Consider the following 13,925-nt stretch of genomic DNA (forward strand, 5'->3'; position numbering starts at 1 on the left):
CTCTTCCGGTCACCGGAAACCGAGACCGGATGAAGGTTCAGCTTACCAGTTCACGCCTGTTCCGTGCATGGCGCCCGGCCAGCTGACGTCCCACCCGCCCCTTGACCAGGGGCCGCGCCGGTGACGCAAGCGCCGTCGAATCCATGCCGCGCAATTCGGGGAACAGCGCGAAGATTTCATCGCGCGCCGCCGGGCTGACGGCCTTTAGCGCCTCGGGTCCGGTATAGAGACTTTCGGCTTCCGCGCCATTGGCCAGAACGACTTCGTGAGCGTCAAACATGAAGTGGAAATATTCGACCTCTGCGATGTCTTGCGCGATCTCGATCCCATCGATCTCCAGCAGGTGCTTGGCGGCGACCAGAACCTCGATGGCACCGAACATGCGTTGTGCGATCTTCGAGCGAACCAGGACCCGGTGCTGCGGCGACAGGACCAAGTCGGATGCGGGCGTGCTTGCCCCGAGCGCCCCTGCCCTGATACGGATCGGGCGCAGATTTGGATTTTCTTGCAGAACGGCAGTGCCAATCTTGCGCGAACCGATCCAGCGAATGCGTTGAAGGTCGTTATCCTTGGTCAGGACCAGGTCGCCGCGTCGCAAGGTTTCGATCCGCCGCGAACCGTCGGCAGTCTCGATCAACGTGCCTGCGGCAAAGCAGACCGCATATTCCCAGATATCGCGATATGCCGTCAGGTTGGCGTAATTCGTGTTCAGAGTCCCGACAGTCAGCGACTGGATGGGCTTCGCCTCCATCGCGTCCTGATAAGCGTTTTGCGATGTTTGGGGTACCCAGAAGGTTTCGCCGTTATAGTCCTGAACCAGGTGAACCTGAACATTCGCCGTTGTTCCGTCGACATAGGTGATCGTGCTGTTGTTATACACGGCCAGTGCGTCATATGCGTGCGGCGTCCAGGTTTCTCCGCCATCAGCAGTCGTTCGAAAATACTCGTATTGTGCGCCAGCCCTCTGATTTGGATCGGCATCATTGTTATAGACATTGGTGGGCGAATTAGCGCTGAAATTGTTATAGCCCGGCCGCTGCGCGAGATGCCGAAAATCCTCAAATAACGGGTCGGTCTCACTGCCGAAGGTCTGGCCAACAAACTGATTGGCGGATTCGGGAGTGATGTTCCCTCTGGTGGTATCCATAAGGGGCAGCCGGCCCAGATATATGACGTTAAAATTTGACGGCATTAGAAACCTCTCCGAAAGACGCTTGGTAAAAATCGATGGGTGCAGGCAACATGCTCCAGCAACCCCGATTGCACATTCAGGGGCTCTCCCTCCCCTACGGTGATCCGATCACGCAACCCGCCACCATTCAGGTTAACCGCCAGTGGATCGGTTATTCCCGATCTGTCGCGGATCAAGGCCGTATGATCGACCATTCAAAACTCCACTCTCCGGACCAACGCCAGAACGAAACAAGCCCGCAGATTCGCTATCCCAGATTGCAGCAGCACCATTCCATTCGCATAAACGTGGCAATTCGCATGCAGGTGGCATTTACAGAGGTGACAAGCGTCATACAATAAAAATGTATACCATAGGCAGTATTACCTAGGGCGTTTTCGCTCACCCACCAGGACGTTCCGGCGGACCGAACACAACCCATTCCATGCTCTCCGCGACATATATGCCGAAATTCCGCCGTTTGTCCGGGGAACTGCCAGGGCTTCGGGAGGGTGAAAGGCGCGCAAAACACTTCAAGCAAGCTCTTGTGCGGGGATGCAGAGGAAGCCCGAAATCCCCCGTTGGCGATGCAGGCTCTGCCGCGTTAACCCGCATTCAGGGAAAATTTTACCGGAAATTCATCCCTGACGTAGCGTCAGCCGCGCAACGCACGCTATCTGTGTACGCCCTGTGTACAGGTTGTGTACGCGCGGTGTACGGGCTGTGCATGCGAAAATCTCGCATTTTCAGTGTCAAATGGTGACTGTGTTGCGGGTGCGGCGGATGCAACGCACGCCCCGTTGCGTTTTCAGTCCTGCGCATCCTCGGGCAAGGGATCGCCCACGCGGATCACCTCCCACTGAAGCTCATGGCCACTGTCCTCCAGCACCCGGCGGCGGACCAGTTCGCCCAGGGTTTCCAGGTCAGCCGCCGTCGCTCCGCCGGTATTCAGCAGGAAATTCGGATGCTTTTCAGACATTTGCGCCCCGCCCCAGCTATGGCCGCGCAGCCCGGCCTGCTCGATCAGCGACCACGCCTTCAACTCATGCGTATCGTCCTCCCGCCCGGTCGAGCTGAACCCCGCCGGGTTGCGGAAAGTCGAACCGGCGCTGCGTTCCTTCGTCGGCTGCGTCGCGTCGCGCTTGGCAAGCTGATCGGCCATTTTCTGATGCAAAACATCGGGTTCACCCCTGTCGGCCCGCAAGACAGCCTCGGTGACAATCCACCCTTCCGGCAGTTCCGAATGGCGATAGGCAAAGCGCAGTTCCTCGGGCTTCAGCACCTCTTCGCGCCCGTCACGCGTAACCCCTCTCACCTCGATCAGGTGATCGGCCATGTAGGATCCGTAGCATCCCGCATTCATCCTGACCGCGCCGCCGATACTGCCCGGAATGGTGCGCAGAAAGGTCAGGTCCAGCCCCGCATCGGCCGCGCGCCTCGCCACATGGGCATCCAGCGCCCCTGCCCCGGCAATCACCCGGTCATCCTCGGCCACGATCCCGTTGAAGCCGCGCCCGAGCCGGATCACCACGCCCCGGATCCCGCCATCGCGCACGATCAGGTTGCTGCCCACGCCCATGGGAAAAACCGGCATGGCCGGGTCCAGCTCGCGCAGGAAATCGGCCAGATCCTCGGCATCGGCAGGCTGGAACAGCCAATCGGCCGGCCCGCCCACGCGCAGCCATGTCAGGCTGTCCAGGGAACGGTTCGGTGTCAGGGCGCCGCGGGGGCTGGGCAGGTCAAATGTCATGTCACGCTGGTAAACATGGCTCTCGCGAAGGTCAATCTGTGGGCACCATCCGCGCCGGGATCACAGTATCGAGAGCGGCTGTAAGACATGCCGATCCGGAACGTATTGGCGAGGGCAAACCAACAGCACAGGTATCGCCATGAAAGCCCTCTCCCTTGCCGTCATCCTTGCCGCCGGACTCGCGTTCCCGGCCCTTGCAGGTGAACAATATGTCGACCAGACGGGCTTTGCCGTATCGGGTTACGACGTGGTGGCCTATCGCGATCTCGAACAGGTGCCGGTCGGCATGCCTCAACCCGCCGCCATCCCCGGAAAGGCGGATATCACCGTCGAGTATAACGGCGCGACCTTCGCCTTCGCGACAACGGAGAACCGAGAAAAGTTCCTTGAAGACCCGGCTTATTTCGCTCCGCAATATGACGGTCACTGCGCCTATGGCGTGTCCAAGGGCGGCAAGGTGCCGGGAAATCCGAACCTGTGGCGGATCGTCGATGACAAGCTCTACCTGAACATCACCCGGAACGTGGTTGGTTTCTGGGAAGAGGATATTCCGGGCAATATTGATCTGGCGGAAGGCAATTGGTCCGAAATCGAGCCGGACAAGGCTTCGGTCAAGCCAATCCCGAGTTTCAAATCCTCTGCTCCCGTCAAGGACTGATCATCCACTCTGATCAACAGGTTGGGGATCATGTCCGGCGACTTGCCGCAAGCAGTTTCAGAGAAGCAATGTATAACCCGCCGCGCAGATGCTCAGGATGAGCGCGGCGGCGGTCACTCCTGCTTGCCAGCCATGATATTGCAGGCGCCAGCCAAGGGCCTTGCCGATCACGATGCCGGCGGCAATGCCCAGCAAGGCGGGAACGACCGTGGATCTCATCGCCAGCCAGGCACCTAGATCATGAACCCCGGCCTGTCCTCGGGCGGCTTGGGCCAATTGCAGCGCAATCACCGCCAGCATCAGTGACAGCGCCGTAAGCGGCCAGCGCAGCCGCAACGCGGAACAGACAAGCGCGACGGCACCGGCGCCGATCAGGCAGGCCGCCGAAATCAGTAATGGGTTCACGTGGTTCCCGGCCCCGGCGGGGCAGTGTCATGCAGCGTTCGCCCCGCTTTGCCATCCCTTGGGCGCAGGGGCTGGAACAGCAGCACGCAAAGCCCGATCGCGAAAGCGGCGACACCGATCCCCGGCCCCCAATGCAGGGTCAGCCAGCCCAGCACCGGCACACCCATCACGATCATTCCCCAGAACGCAGGCGCCCTGTAGCGCCATGCCACTCGCGGCAAAAGGGCCGCCAGCACCATCCAAGACAACGCCATCACGCCAGAGATGACATGCGGCTCGTTCATGCGGCCTCGTCCCGCAACCGGTCCGGAAGCGCATTTGCCCAGCCAGAGATCGTCCCGGCCCCAAGGCAGACGACCATATCGCCGGGGCGGGCCTGCTCACGCACAAGCCGTGTCAGGTCCTCCTCGTTCAGGATCGCGCGTGCGTGCCGATGGCCATGCGCAATCAGCCCGGCGACCAGATCGTCCCGGCCCGCACCGGGGATCGGGTCTTCGCCCGCAGCATAGACCTCGGCGATGGCAACGACATCGGCCTCGTTGAAACAGGTGCAGAAATCATCGAAAAGGCTCGATAAACGGGAATAGCGATGCGGCTGATGCACGGCGATAACCCGGCCGCTGCTGGCCTGCCTTGCTGCTTTCAGCACTGCGGCGATCTCGACCGGGTGATGACCGTAATCATCGATGATGGTGACGCCGTCCACCTCTCCCACACGGGTAAAGCGCCGTCCGACACCTGCAAAATTCGCAAGCGCATCGCGGATCTCGGATTTCTTCATGCCCAGATGGCGGGCGACTGCTACAGCAGCGAGGCAGTTCGAGACATTGTGATCGCCCGGCATCGGCAGGGTACAGCCTTCGATCATGTCACCTTCGTCGCCGGATTCGTCACGCTCGCCCTGCAAGGCAATGTCGAATTGCGCGATGCCCTTGTCGTAATGCAGGTTCACCGCCCGCACATCAGCCTGCGCGTTGAAGCCGAATGTCATCACCCGGCGATCCGTCAGACGGCCGACCAGCGCCTGAACCTCTGGATGATCCGTGCAGCAGACCGCCAGCCCATAGAAGGGAATCCCCGAAGTGAAATCGTAAAAGCCCTGGCGCAGCGCGTCGAAACTGCCCCAATGCTCCATATGTTCGGGATCTATATTGGTAACGATGGCGATATCGGCGGGCAGGCGGTTGAAGCTGCCATCGCTTTCGTCGGCCTCGACCACCATCCATTCGCCCTCTCCGGCCCGCGCGTTCGAACCATAGGCGTGGATCACCCCGCCATTGATCACGGTCGGATCGAGCCCGCCCGCATCCAGCAGCGTGGCGACCATGGTGGTGGTGGTCGTCTTGCCATGGGTGCCGGCGACGGCGATATTCGACTTCATCCGCATCAGCTCGGCCAGCATCTCGGCGCGGCGCACGACGGGAAGGCCGCGGCGTCGGGCCTCTTCCAGCTCGGGGTTACCCTTCTTGATCGCGGTCGAAATGACGACCACCCCTGCCTCGCCGATATTCCCGGCTTCCTGCCCCTCGAAGATCTTCGCGCCCAGCCCTTCCAGCCGGTCGGTGATCTTGGAGCGTTTCAGGTCGCTGCCCTGCACGGAATATCCAAGTGTCAGAAGCACTTCGGCGATGCCGGACATACCGATGCCGCCGATACCGACAAAATGGATCGGGCCGAGATCGAATGGCAATTTGGTCGCGGCGTTCATGCTGCTATCTCCGTCACTATATCATAAAGACGCTGCGCCGCATCGGGACGGCCAAGCTGCCGCGCAGCGGCGGCCATCGCCTGCGCCCGCGCGGGGTCGCCCAGGATCGCGCCGATGTCGCGCGTCAATTGCTTGGCGTCAAGCTGCGATTCCGGCAGGATGAGCGCCGCCCCGGCCTCGGACAGGGCGCGCGCATTGGCGGTCTGGTGATCGCCGGTCGCACTCGCCAGCGGGATCAGGATCGCGGGCCGTCCGATCGCCGTGATATCGGCAATGGAAGAGGCGCCCGAACGGCTGATGACCAGTTGCGCCCTCGCCAGCCGCTCAGGAACATCGGCGAAGAAGGGCTGCACTTCGGCCCGAACGCTCGCGTCGCGGTAGGCCTCGACCACCCTGTCCCCATCCTCGGCACGGGCCTGATGGCTGACATGCAGCCGTGCACGCAGCTCTTCGGGAAGCGCGGCGATGGCCTCGGGCACGATATCCGACAGGACCCGCGCCCCCTGAGAGCCGCCGATCACCAGAAGATGCAAATCCCCCTCCGCCGGGATTGCATAGGCGGCCCCGGCGCGATCCAGCACCGAGGCGCGAACCGGGTTGCCGGTATGGATCCCTTCGACACCTGCAGGCAATTCGGTCGGCCATATCCCGCAGGCGATGCGGTTGACCCGCCGCGCAAAGAGCCGGTTCACCCGCCCCATCACGCCATTTTGTTCATGGATCATCCTCGGCAGCCCCATGCTGACCGCCGCCGCCAGCGCCGGGATGGTCGGATAGCCACCGAAACCGATCACCACGGCGGGACGGTCGCGGCGAAATCCCTTGCGCGCGGCCAACACCCCGGACGCGATCTTGAACGGCGCGGTCAGCTTGCCGACGATGCCGCCCCGGGCCGTTGTCGCCGATTGCACCACCGAGCGTTCGACCGCCTCGGGGAAGCCCCCCGCATAGCGCGCGCCACGTTCATCCGTGGACAGCCTGACGCGCCAGCCCTCGGCCAGCAGCAATTCGGCCAGAGCCTGCGCGGGAAACATGTGGCCACCGGTTCCACCGGCAGCGATCAGGGCCAAAGGAGCCGGCATCAGTGCCCCCGCCGCAGGATCTCGGACATCTCGCCTTGCGGGCGGGTGCGGGTCAGCGCAAGCAGAGCCCCCATCGCGACCGCCGAGGCGATGACCGAAGAGCCGCCGTAACTCACGAATGGCAGTGTCATCCCCTTGGCAGGCAACAACCGCACCGCGACGCCCATGTTGATCAATGCCTGCACACCGAAGGAACAGGCCAGACCGGCGCCCGCGATCCGGGCAAATGGGTCGCGTTCCTTCAACAGGCGCAGCAGCGAACGCAAGACGATGGTGCAGTAGAGCGCGATGATAGCCAGGACCATGATCAACCCGTATTCCTCGGCCGCCACGGCGATGATGAAATCGGTATGCGCATCCGGCAGCGACCATTTCACGCTGCCCTCGCCCACACCGACCCCGAAAAAGCCGCCTTCCTGGATGGCATTGGTCGCATAGCCTATCTGAGTACGCGGATCGACCTCTGGCGACAGGAAACCGTTGATGCGGCGGGCGAAATGTTCAGAGGAGCCATAGGCGAAAAAGCCGCCGATACCGGCCAGCCCCGCCACGCCCACCAAGAACAGCATCGGCGCTCCGGCAACGAAATACATCACCAGCCACGCGAACAGCACCAGCGACGCCTGGCCGAAGTCGGGCTGCAGGGCCAGAAGAAGCACGATGACGCAAGCGGCCACGAAGGAATAGAGCTTGCCCGGAGGGCCGCCGACTTCCTGGCTGGCTGCCATGAACCATGCGCAAAGCGCCACGAAGCCGGGTTTCAGGAACTCCGAGGGTTGCAGCGACATCCCCGCGATGCTGAGCCAGCGGACCGCGCCCTTGCCGTGATCGGTCCCGATCACCGGCAATGCGAGGATCAGCAGGAAAGCGCCGATAAAGCCCAGCACGCCCAATCGCCGCACCTGCCGGGGCGACATCATCGAGAAGACCAGCATCACGATCAATGCCAGCCCGCCGAACGCGGCCTGTCTTTCGACGTAATAGAACCGCGGCAGATTGTTCTTTTCGGCCAGCGGAACCGAGGCCGCCAGCCCAAGAAGCAACCCCATCGCGAAAAGCCCCAGCACACAGGCCAGGGACCACTTGTCGATGGTGCGCCACCATCTGGGAAGAATCGGATCACCTGCCCGCGAAGGGGCTGTGCCAAAGACCATCTCGGTCATGGGAATACTGCCGTCACTGCCTCTACCATGTCCGGTTTATCCGGATCTGGGGGCAGCATAGCGCGAAACGCCACTCCGCGCCACTCTCTATTATGCGATACGCGCGGAGAGGCCGAACAGAGGGTTACGCCTTCCCCGTCCCATGGGTCCGATCATAACCGTTTAGCGTGGGCGGTGCCCAACCCGCAGGCGGATTCGCGGGCCGGAACAGTTCGACCAGAAGCGGATGACAGGCCGCCTCGTCCGAGGAATGCGCGCTGCCGCAATCCCCGCCGGGACAGGCCGAGAGCGCGCCCAGAAGGTCGATCTCGGCGAAGAATTCCAGATAATCGCCGGGGCGCACGGGACTCGCCTTCATGAAATACTGCCCGGTGTCGCGGGTAAAGCCGGTGCACATGAAGACATTGAGCACGTCATGTACATGAGCCTCTGCCTCGGCCAGCGGCATGCCGCGATGTTCGGCCAGCGCGCGGGTCAGGTTCGAATGGCAGCAATGGTGATACTGCCCGCCATCGGACAGAAGGTTATGCGTATAGGGATCGCAGCGCGTGCCGATCACGTCATGGACTCCTCCGCCATATTCGTCGAAGCCGTACCAGTCCAGCGTATCCTCGGTGATCGTGGCCAACGGCCTCAGTGTCGGAAAGGACGACCACAGCCGATCGCCCGTGCCAAGATGCGTGCCGTGCAGCGCCCGGCTCTTGCCGGAATAGAAACGCTCGGAGAGGTCGGCGGACCACAGGTTCAGGTCGCCGACCTGCGGCCCCTCCACGCTGGTGATACGAAAGAAATGTCCCGCCGGAACCTCGAAGCAACGCGCCTCGCGCGGCGGGACCGTCACCTGCGCGACAGGGGTCCAGCCCTCGCGGACTGCGCGGTAGGCGGCAATGTCGGGACGCGGCAGGGCATCGACCGGATAGCAGATGACCGGGGCGACGGCACGGCGCCGCGCAGCATCGTCCGGGGCGGGGTGATCTGGACATTCGGGTTTCATGGCGGCTCCTTTTCAGACATCCTGCCTGAAAAACGCGAACGGAACATCCCGGATTTCGTGATCCTGTCACAGCCGGGCACTAGGGACACAGAAATGACGGAAACGCCCCGCTCCCCCCTGCCCGAAATCGCCTCTGCCTTCCTGCGGCTCGGCCTGACCAGCTTTGGCGGCCCCATCGCGCATCTGGGTTATTACCGGGCCGAACTGATCCAGCGCCGCCGCTGGATCAGCGACGATGCCTATGCCGAGATCCTCGCGCTCAGCCAGTTCCTGCCCGGCCCGGCTTCGTCCCAGACCGCCTTTGCCCTGGGATGGCAGCGGGGCGGCTTTGCCGGGGCGATGACCGCGGTGCTTGCCTTCACCCTGCCCTCGGCGATCGCGATGATCCTGCTGGCGGCGCTGGTCGGAGCGGCACCGCCGCAGACGGGCCTGGCCGGAGGCCTGATCGCGGGCCTCAAGATCACCGCCGTCGCGGTGGTCGCCCATGCAGTGCTGGGAATGGCCCGAAACCTTGCGCCCGAAGGCCCCCGCGCGGGGATTGCGCTGGCGGCGCTGGCGCTGATCGCCCTGACACCGGCGGGTTCACTGGCGCAGATCGCCGCGATCCTGCTTGGCACGGGCCTGGGCCTTGCGCTGCGCGTCGCGCCGCCATCCAGCGAGCTCGCCACCCCGCCCCTGCGCGCCCTTTCCAGGCGAAGGGGGGCGGCATGCCTCATGGTCTTCGCGCTGTTGCTGATCGGCTTGCCGTTGATCGCGGGCAGCGGAGCGCTGGCGCAGATCGCGGATGTCTTCTACCGCGCCGGTGCGCTGGTCTTCGGCGGCGGGCATGTGGTCCTGCCGCTCCTGCAAAGCGGCACCGGCGGAATGGTTCCGGAAAGCAGCTTCCTCGCCGGATACGGAGCGGCGCAGGCCATGCCGGGGCCGATCTTTACATTCGCGGGCTGGCTTGGGCAGGTGGCGGCCGGAATTCCCGGGGCCCTGGTTGGGCTGGTCGCGATCTTCCTGCCGGGATTCCTGCTGATGGCCGGCGCCATGCCCTTCTGGGCCGCGCTGTCCAAGCTGCCTTTGGCACGGCATGCGATGGCCGGAGCCAACGCGGCGGTCGTCGGCATCCTGGGACATGCCCTTTATGATCCGGTCTTTACCGGCGGGATTCGCGACGACGCCGACCTGGCGCTGGCCGTGGCGCTGTTCCTGATGCTGGCATTGTGGCGCAGGCCCGCTTGGCAGGTGGTGATCGCAGGCGCACTTGGCGGCATGGCACTGGCATTGATCGCCTGAGAACAGACGGCAGGCGGGATGGACCAACAGCCCGCGACGCTGTGGGCCAGCCCCGTTACCGGCAGGTCTCTCGAACCGGCGGCGCGCCTAGCAGCGGCCCCGAAATATTTTCATGAAAAATACAAAGTTCCGGTTTACTCAAAACAACCCGGCATGGTGCCTCTATTCATCCACCACGTTCAGCAGTTGTGGCAGTGCCGGACATGGCAAGAGCTGGTTCTTGGCCACATCTGCCAGCGAGTGGTTGTGCAGGAACACGTAGACATGCGCCGACAGGCTTTCCCACAGCCGGTTCGACAGCGTCTGCGCGCGTGAGCCCGACACGCCGCCCGACGCCCCTGCCCCCACATGCATCGCACTGACCGTTTCGTCCACGGCTTCGAGAATTTCGGCGACGCGGATCGTTTCGGGCGCACGGGCGAGGCGATAGCCACCGCCGGGGCCACGGACCGATGTCACCAGCTCGGCGCGGCGCAGGCGGACGAAAAGCTGTTCGAGATAGGGCAACGAGATATCCTGGCGCTTCGAGATCTCGGCCAGCGAGGTGAGTTCGTCACCGCGCGCGATCGCCAGATCGACCAGCGCGATGATGGCGTAGCGCCCCTTGGTTGACAGTTTCATGTCTTTGTTCCTCCCCTGCGGCAATCCCGCCACAGATTGACGGCCCCCGCACCACTGCGTTATGCCCCGGAGGCCCGTTTCTTGCGCGCGCTGCGCAGGCTTCCCAGATACTCCGTCTAGAAGCCCCGCGCGAATGCGTCAAGAAACCTCCAAGCCGCTGAAGGAAGACGATGCCAGAGTTGATTTTTCCGGGCCCCGAAGGCCGCCTCGAAGGCCGCTACCATCCCCAGCCCGGTATACCTGACGCCCCCATTGCCATCATCCTGCATCCGCATCCGCAATATGGCGGCACGATGAACAACCGGGTGGTCTATAACCTGCACTACGCCTTCCACAGCATGGGCTTTACCGTGATGCGGTTCAATTTCCGCGGTGTGGGCCGCTCGCAGGGCGAGTTCGACCAGGGTGTGGGCGAGCTGTCGGATGCGGCCTCGGCGCTGGATTACCTGCAGGCGATGAACCCGAATTCCAAGCATTGCTGGGTCGCGGGTTTCAGCTTTGGTGCCTGGATCGGGATGCAACTGCTGATGCGGCGCCCCGAGATCACCGGCTTCATCAGCGTGGCGCCACCCGCGAACATGTATGATTTCAGCTTCCTCGCCCCCTGCCCCAATTCCGGGCTGATCATCAACGGCACCGCCGACCGCGTGGCGCCGCCCAAGGACACCCATTCCCTGGTCGGCAAGCTGCGCGAGCAGAAGGGCATCACCATTACCCACGAGGAAATCGAGGGCGCCGATCACTTCTTCCGCGACGACGAGGCGCATATGAAGCCGATGATCGAGACCGTGCAGGGCTATGTGCGGCGTCGACTGACCGAGTCGACGCGCTGACAGACAGGCAACCTGCCCGGCCAGGCAATTGGGGGAGAGCAGCATCCATGAATGGTAATCTCCCCCGCCACTTCACCTTCCTCTGCGAGGCCGACCGGCTGAAATCGGTCGAGCGGGCGAATGTGTTGATGGATCTTTCCCGCCCGGAAAACAGCGCCGAGCACAGCTGGCATGTCGCCCTTTACGCGATGGTCTTTGGCGCATCGGATCGCGCCATCGCCATGATCCTGCTGCATGACCTGGTCGAGATCGACACCGGCGATCATCCGATCCACCTGTCCCATGACGCCTCTGCCATCGCGGAGGCCGAAGAGCGGGCCGCCACGCGCCTGTTCGGCCTTGCCCCGGATGGCGACACATTGCACGCATTGTGGCGGGAATTCGAGGCGGCAGAGACGCCGGACGCCCGGATGGCCAAGCGGATGGATCACAGCCAACCCTTGTTCCAGGTGCTGATGGCCGACAAGCCGCTGGCCGATCACGTGGCCATCGTGCGGGACAACATGTCCGGGGGGCGCGCCTCACGCCTGCGCGGCGAATGGCCCGAGGCGATGGAGGCCGCGGATGCCCTGCTGGACGGGCAAGCCCTGCCCGGCGGCGACCTGACCGCACGCATGCGTTTCCTGGCCGAAGCCGACCGGCTGAAATCGGTTTATCGCGCCAATACGCTGATCGACGCCTCGCGCCATGAGAATAGCGGCGAGCATAGTTGGCATCTGGCACTCTACGCGCTGGTCCTGGGTGGATATGCCGAGGCCGGGGTCGATACCGGGCGCGTCATCCGAATGCTGTTGCTGCATGACCTGGTCGAGATCGATACCGGCGATGTGCCGCTGCATTCGGCCGGTGGGCAGGCGCATCATTCAGCGGCTGTGCAGGCCGCCGAAACCGCGGCGGCGGAACGGATATTCGGCCTTTTGCCCAAATCGCAAGCCACGGAATTCCTGTCGCTCTGGCAGGAATTCGAAGCGGTGGAAACACCTGACGCCATCTTTGCCAAGGCTCTGGACCGGTGCCAGCCAGCCATCCAGAACCTGCGCTCCGGCGGCGCGGGATGGGTCGAATACGACGTCTCTCTCGGCGATATCGAGGCGCGGGTGGGGCCATGGATCGAACGGGGCGCGCCAAAGATCTGGAATTGGCTCTGGCAGGAACTGCGCCATCACTTCGTGGCGTGAGTGCGTGACAAAACCCGTCACCGTGCTGGCAATTGTCATATTTCCTTGTCACGATCCGCCTATCCAGCAGCGAACAGCTTCGGAGGATCGACATGCGCCATATCGCCATCGCAATCACGCTTTGCACCCCATTTTCCGTCCATGCCGACGAGTTGGGCGACCGGGTCAAATCCCTGACGCGCGGCACCGAATGGCAAGCGGTCGAGACCGTTCCCGTCCAGTTCTCCACCCACCACCCGCAGGGAATGGCGATCATCGGAGATCATATCTTCGTCTCCTCGGTCGAGATCGTCACCCCGACCGAGAATTACGACGCCCCGCGCGACGGAATGGACCGCAGCGCAGGGGAAGGCGTGGGACATCTGTTCAAGATGGACATGGAAGGCAATCTGGTCGACAGCATCACGCTCGCCGATGGCGATATCTATCATCCGGGCGGCATAGATTTCGATGGCGAGAATCTGTGGGTGCCGGTCGCCGAATACCGCCCGAACTCGGCCAGTATCGTCTATCGCGTCGATCCCGAGACCATGGAGGCAGAAGAGGTCTTTCGCTATCCCGACCATATCGGCGGTATTCTCCGCGACCCGGCCAGCGATACGCTGCATGCCGTAAGCTGGGGATCGCGCCGATTCTACGGCTTCACGCTGGACGAGGCAGGCACGGTCACCAATGCCGATATTCCGCGTGATGAGCTGATGGTGCCGAACCCCAGCCATTATGTCGATTACCAGGATTGCCAGCTTGCCGCGCCGGGACAGGCGTTGTGCACCGGGATCGCCAAATACGGCGTCAATGACACCGAATTCGCACTAGGCGGGGCGGAACTGATCGATCTGAAAGGCAACCGGCCCATTCATCAGGCACCTGTTCCGCTCTGGACAGAGGACGGGTTGGTTATGACGCATAATCCCGTCTGGATGGCCCCTGTCGAAGGAGGGCTGCGCGCCTGGTTCATGCCCGAGGACGATGAAAGCCGTATTTTTGTCTATGAGGCGCGTCTGGACTGACATCCCGGCAGTTCGGCCGGCGGGGTTTGGCGCCTCGCTTCGGGTTGGAGGCAACGGCTGGTCAAGGCACA

14 protein-coding genes are annotated in these 13,925 nt (G+C 63.0%); 5 read left to right on the forward strand and 9 right to left on the reverse strand.

Going from position 1 to position 13,925, the window contains the following annotated elements:
• Positions 1 to 37: 37 nt before the first annotated feature.
• Entirely contained in the window at positions 38 to 1,147 is a 1,110-nt protein-coding gene (locus JHX88_RS13940; RefSeq protein WP_272848034.1) for a Hint domain-containing protein, read from the reverse strand.
• An 832-nt stretch (positions 1,148 to 1,979) separates the two neighbouring features.
• Positions 1,980 to 2,921 (reverse strand): UDP-N-acetylmuramate dehydrogenase, encoded by a 942-nt coding sequence (murB, locus tag JHX88_RS13945; RefSeq protein ID WP_076523600.1) that lies wholly within the window; start codon positions 2,919 to 2,921, stop codon positions 1,980 to 1,982.
• A gap of 139 nt (positions 2,922 to 3,060) precedes the next feature.
• On the opposite strand from murB, the gene JHX88_RS13950 reads away from it, so the two are divergent.
• Positions 3,061 to 3,579: a YHS domain-containing (seleno)protein gene (locus JHX88_RS13950; protein WP_076523602.1), complete on the forward strand. Its 519-nt coding sequence runs from the start codon at positions 3,061 to 3,063 to the stop codon at positions 3,577 to 3,579.
• Between the two features lie 57 nt (positions 3,580 to 3,636).
• Here the strand turns inward: JHX88_RS13950 and JHX88_RS13955 are convergent, their stop codons facing one another.
• From JHX88_RS13955 to JHX88_RS13980, 6 genes are all read right to left on the reverse strand, one after another.
• Entirely contained in the window at positions 3,637 to 3,984 is a 348-nt protein-coding gene (locus JHX88_RS13955) for a hypothetical protein (RefSeq protein WP_076523604.1), read from the reverse strand.
• Positions 3,981 to 4,268 carry a DUF2484 family protein gene (locus JHX88_RS13960; protein WP_076523606.1) on the reverse strand — a complete coding sequence of 96 codons (288 nt, stop codon included), beginning with the start codon at positions 4,266 to 4,268 and terminating at the stop codon, positions 3,981 to 3,983. Before JHX88_RS13960 ends, JHX88_RS13955 begins: the two co-directional genes overlap by 4 nt.
• The gene (murC, locus tag JHX88_RS13965) at positions 4,265 to 5,692 is read right to left on the reverse strand and encodes a UDP-N-acetylmuramate--L-alanine ligase (RefSeq protein WP_076523608.1); all 1,428 of its coding nucleotides are present in this window, start codon (positions 5,690 to 5,692) and stop codon (positions 4,265 to 4,267) included. Before murC ends, JHX88_RS13960 begins: the two co-directional genes overlap by 4 nt.
• Entirely contained in the window at positions 5,689 to 6,774 is a 1,086-nt protein-coding gene (gene murG, locus JHX88_RS13970; RefSeq protein WP_076523611.1) for an undecaprenyldiphospho-muramoylpentapeptide beta-N-acetylglucosaminyltransferase, read from the reverse strand. Before murG ends, murC begins: the two co-directional genes overlap by 4 nt.
• Positions 6,774 to 7,937: a putative lipid II flippase FtsW gene (ftsW, locus tag JHX88_RS13975; RefSeq protein WP_076523614.1), complete on the reverse strand. Its 1,164-nt coding sequence runs from the start codon at positions 7,935 to 7,937 to the stop codon at positions 6,774 to 6,776. The genes murG and ftsW overlap by 1 nt, the downstream gene beginning before the upstream one ends.
• 124 nt (positions 7,938 to 8,061) lie before the next feature.
• Positions 8,062 to 8,931: an urea carboxylase-associated family protein gene (locus tag JHX88_RS13980; protein WP_076523616.1), complete on the reverse strand. Its 870-nt coding sequence runs from the start codon at positions 8,929 to 8,931 to the stop codon at positions 8,062 to 8,064.
• 93 nt (positions 8,932 to 9,024) lie between these two features.
• On the opposite strand from JHX88_RS13980, the gene chrA reads away from it, so the two are divergent.
• The gene (chrA, locus tag JHX88_RS13985) at positions 9,025 to 10,212 is read left to right on the forward strand and encodes a chromate efflux transporter (protein WP_076523618.1); all 1,188 of its coding nucleotides are present in this window, start codon (positions 9,025 to 9,027) and stop codon (positions 10,210 to 10,212) included.
• A 162-nt stretch (positions 10,213 to 10,374) separates the two neighbouring features.
• Here chrA and iscR read toward each other — a convergent pair whose 3' ends face one another.
• Positions 10,375 to 10,833, reverse strand: coding sequence for a Fe-S cluster assembly transcriptional regulator IscR (gene iscR / locus JHX88_RS13990; RefSeq protein WP_076523620.1), 459 nt, complete (start codon positions 10,831 to 10,833; stop codon positions 10,375 to 10,377).
• Positions 10,834 to 11,003: 170 nt separating this feature from the next.
• On the opposite strand from iscR, the gene JHX88_RS13995 reads away from it, so the two are divergent.
• The 3 genes from JHX88_RS13995 (at position 11,004) to JHX88_RS14005 (ending at position 13,854) form a co-directional block, all read left to right on the forward strand.
• Positions 11,004 to 11,666 (forward strand): alpha/beta hydrolase, encoded by a 663-nt coding sequence (locus tag JHX88_RS13995; RefSeq protein WP_076523622.1) that lies wholly within the window; start codon positions 11,004 to 11,006, stop codon positions 11,664 to 11,666.
• Positions 11,667 to 11,713: 47 nt separating this feature from the next.
• Positions 11,714 to 12,844: an HD domain-containing protein gene (locus tag JHX88_RS14000; RefSeq protein ID WP_076523624.1), complete on the forward strand. Its 1,131-nt coding sequence runs from the start codon at positions 11,714 to 11,716 to the stop codon at positions 12,842 to 12,844.
• A 92-nt stretch (positions 12,845 to 12,936) separates the two neighbouring features.
• Entirely contained in the window at positions 12,937 to 13,854 is a 918-nt protein-coding gene (locus JHX88_RS14005) for a DUF6454 family protein (protein WP_076523627.1), read from the forward strand.
• Positions 13,855 to 13,925 lie beyond the last annotated feature (71 nt).

This window comes from Paracoccus saliphilus, from assembly GCF_028553805.1.
Classification (GTDB): domain Bacteria; phylum Pseudomonadota; class Alphaproteobacteria; order Rhodobacterales; family Rhodobacteraceae; genus Paracoccus; species Paracoccus saliphilus.

Excerpts from the sequence above, each read along its gene's own strand:
- JHX88_RS13980 (WP_076523616.1), bottom strand. The coding sequence starts at position 8,931 with ATGAAACCCGAATGTCCAGATCACCCCGCCCCGGACGATGCTGCGCGG.
- JHX88_RS13995 (WP_076523622.1), top strand. The coding sequence starts at position 11,004 with ATGCCAGAGTTGATTTTTCCGGGCCCCGAAGGCCGCCTCGAAGGCCGC.
- iscR (WP_076523620.1), bottom strand. The coding sequence starts at position 10,833 with ATGAAACTGTCAACCAAGGGGCGCTACGCCATCATCGCGCTGGTCGAT.
- chrA (WP_076523618.1), top strand. The coding sequence starts at position 9,025 with ATGACGGAAACGCCCCGCTCCCCCCTGCCCGAAATCGCCTCTGCCTTC.
- JHX88_RS13960 (WP_076523606.1), bottom strand. The coding sequence starts at position 4,268 with ATGAACGAGCCGCATGTCATCTCTGGCGTGATGGCGTTGTCTTGGATG.
- murB (WP_076523600.1), bottom strand. The coding sequence starts at position 2,921 with ATGACATTTGACCTGCCCAGCCCCCGCGGCGCCCTGACACCGAACCGT.
- JHX88_RS14005 (WP_076523627.1), top strand. The coding sequence starts at position 12,937 with ATGCGCCATATCGCCATCGCAATCACGCTTTGCACCCCATTTTCCGTC.
- JHX88_RS13950 (WP_076523602.1), top strand. The coding sequence starts at position 3,061 with ATGAAAGCCCTCTCCCTTGCCGTCATCCTTGCCGCCGGACTCGCGTTC.
- murC (WP_076523608.1), bottom strand. The coding sequence starts at position 5,692 with ATGAACGCCGCGACCAAATTGCCATTCGATCTCGGCCCGATCCATTTT.
- ftsW (WP_076523614.1), bottom strand. The coding sequence starts at position 7,937 with ATGACCGAGATGGTCTTTGGCACAGCCCCTTCGCGGGCAGGTGATCCG.
- JHX88_RS14000 (WP_076523624.1), top strand. The coding sequence starts at position 11,714 with ATGAATGGTAATCTCCCCCGCCACTTCACCTTCCTCTGCGAGGCCGAC.
- murG (WP_076523611.1), bottom strand. The coding sequence starts at position 6,774 with ATGCCGGCTCCTTTGGCCCTGATCGCTGCCGGTGGAACCGGTGGCCAC.
- JHX88_RS13940 (WP_272848034.1), bottom strand. The coding sequence starts at position 1,147 with ATGGATACCACCAGAGGGAACATCACTCCCGAATCCGCCAATCAGTTT.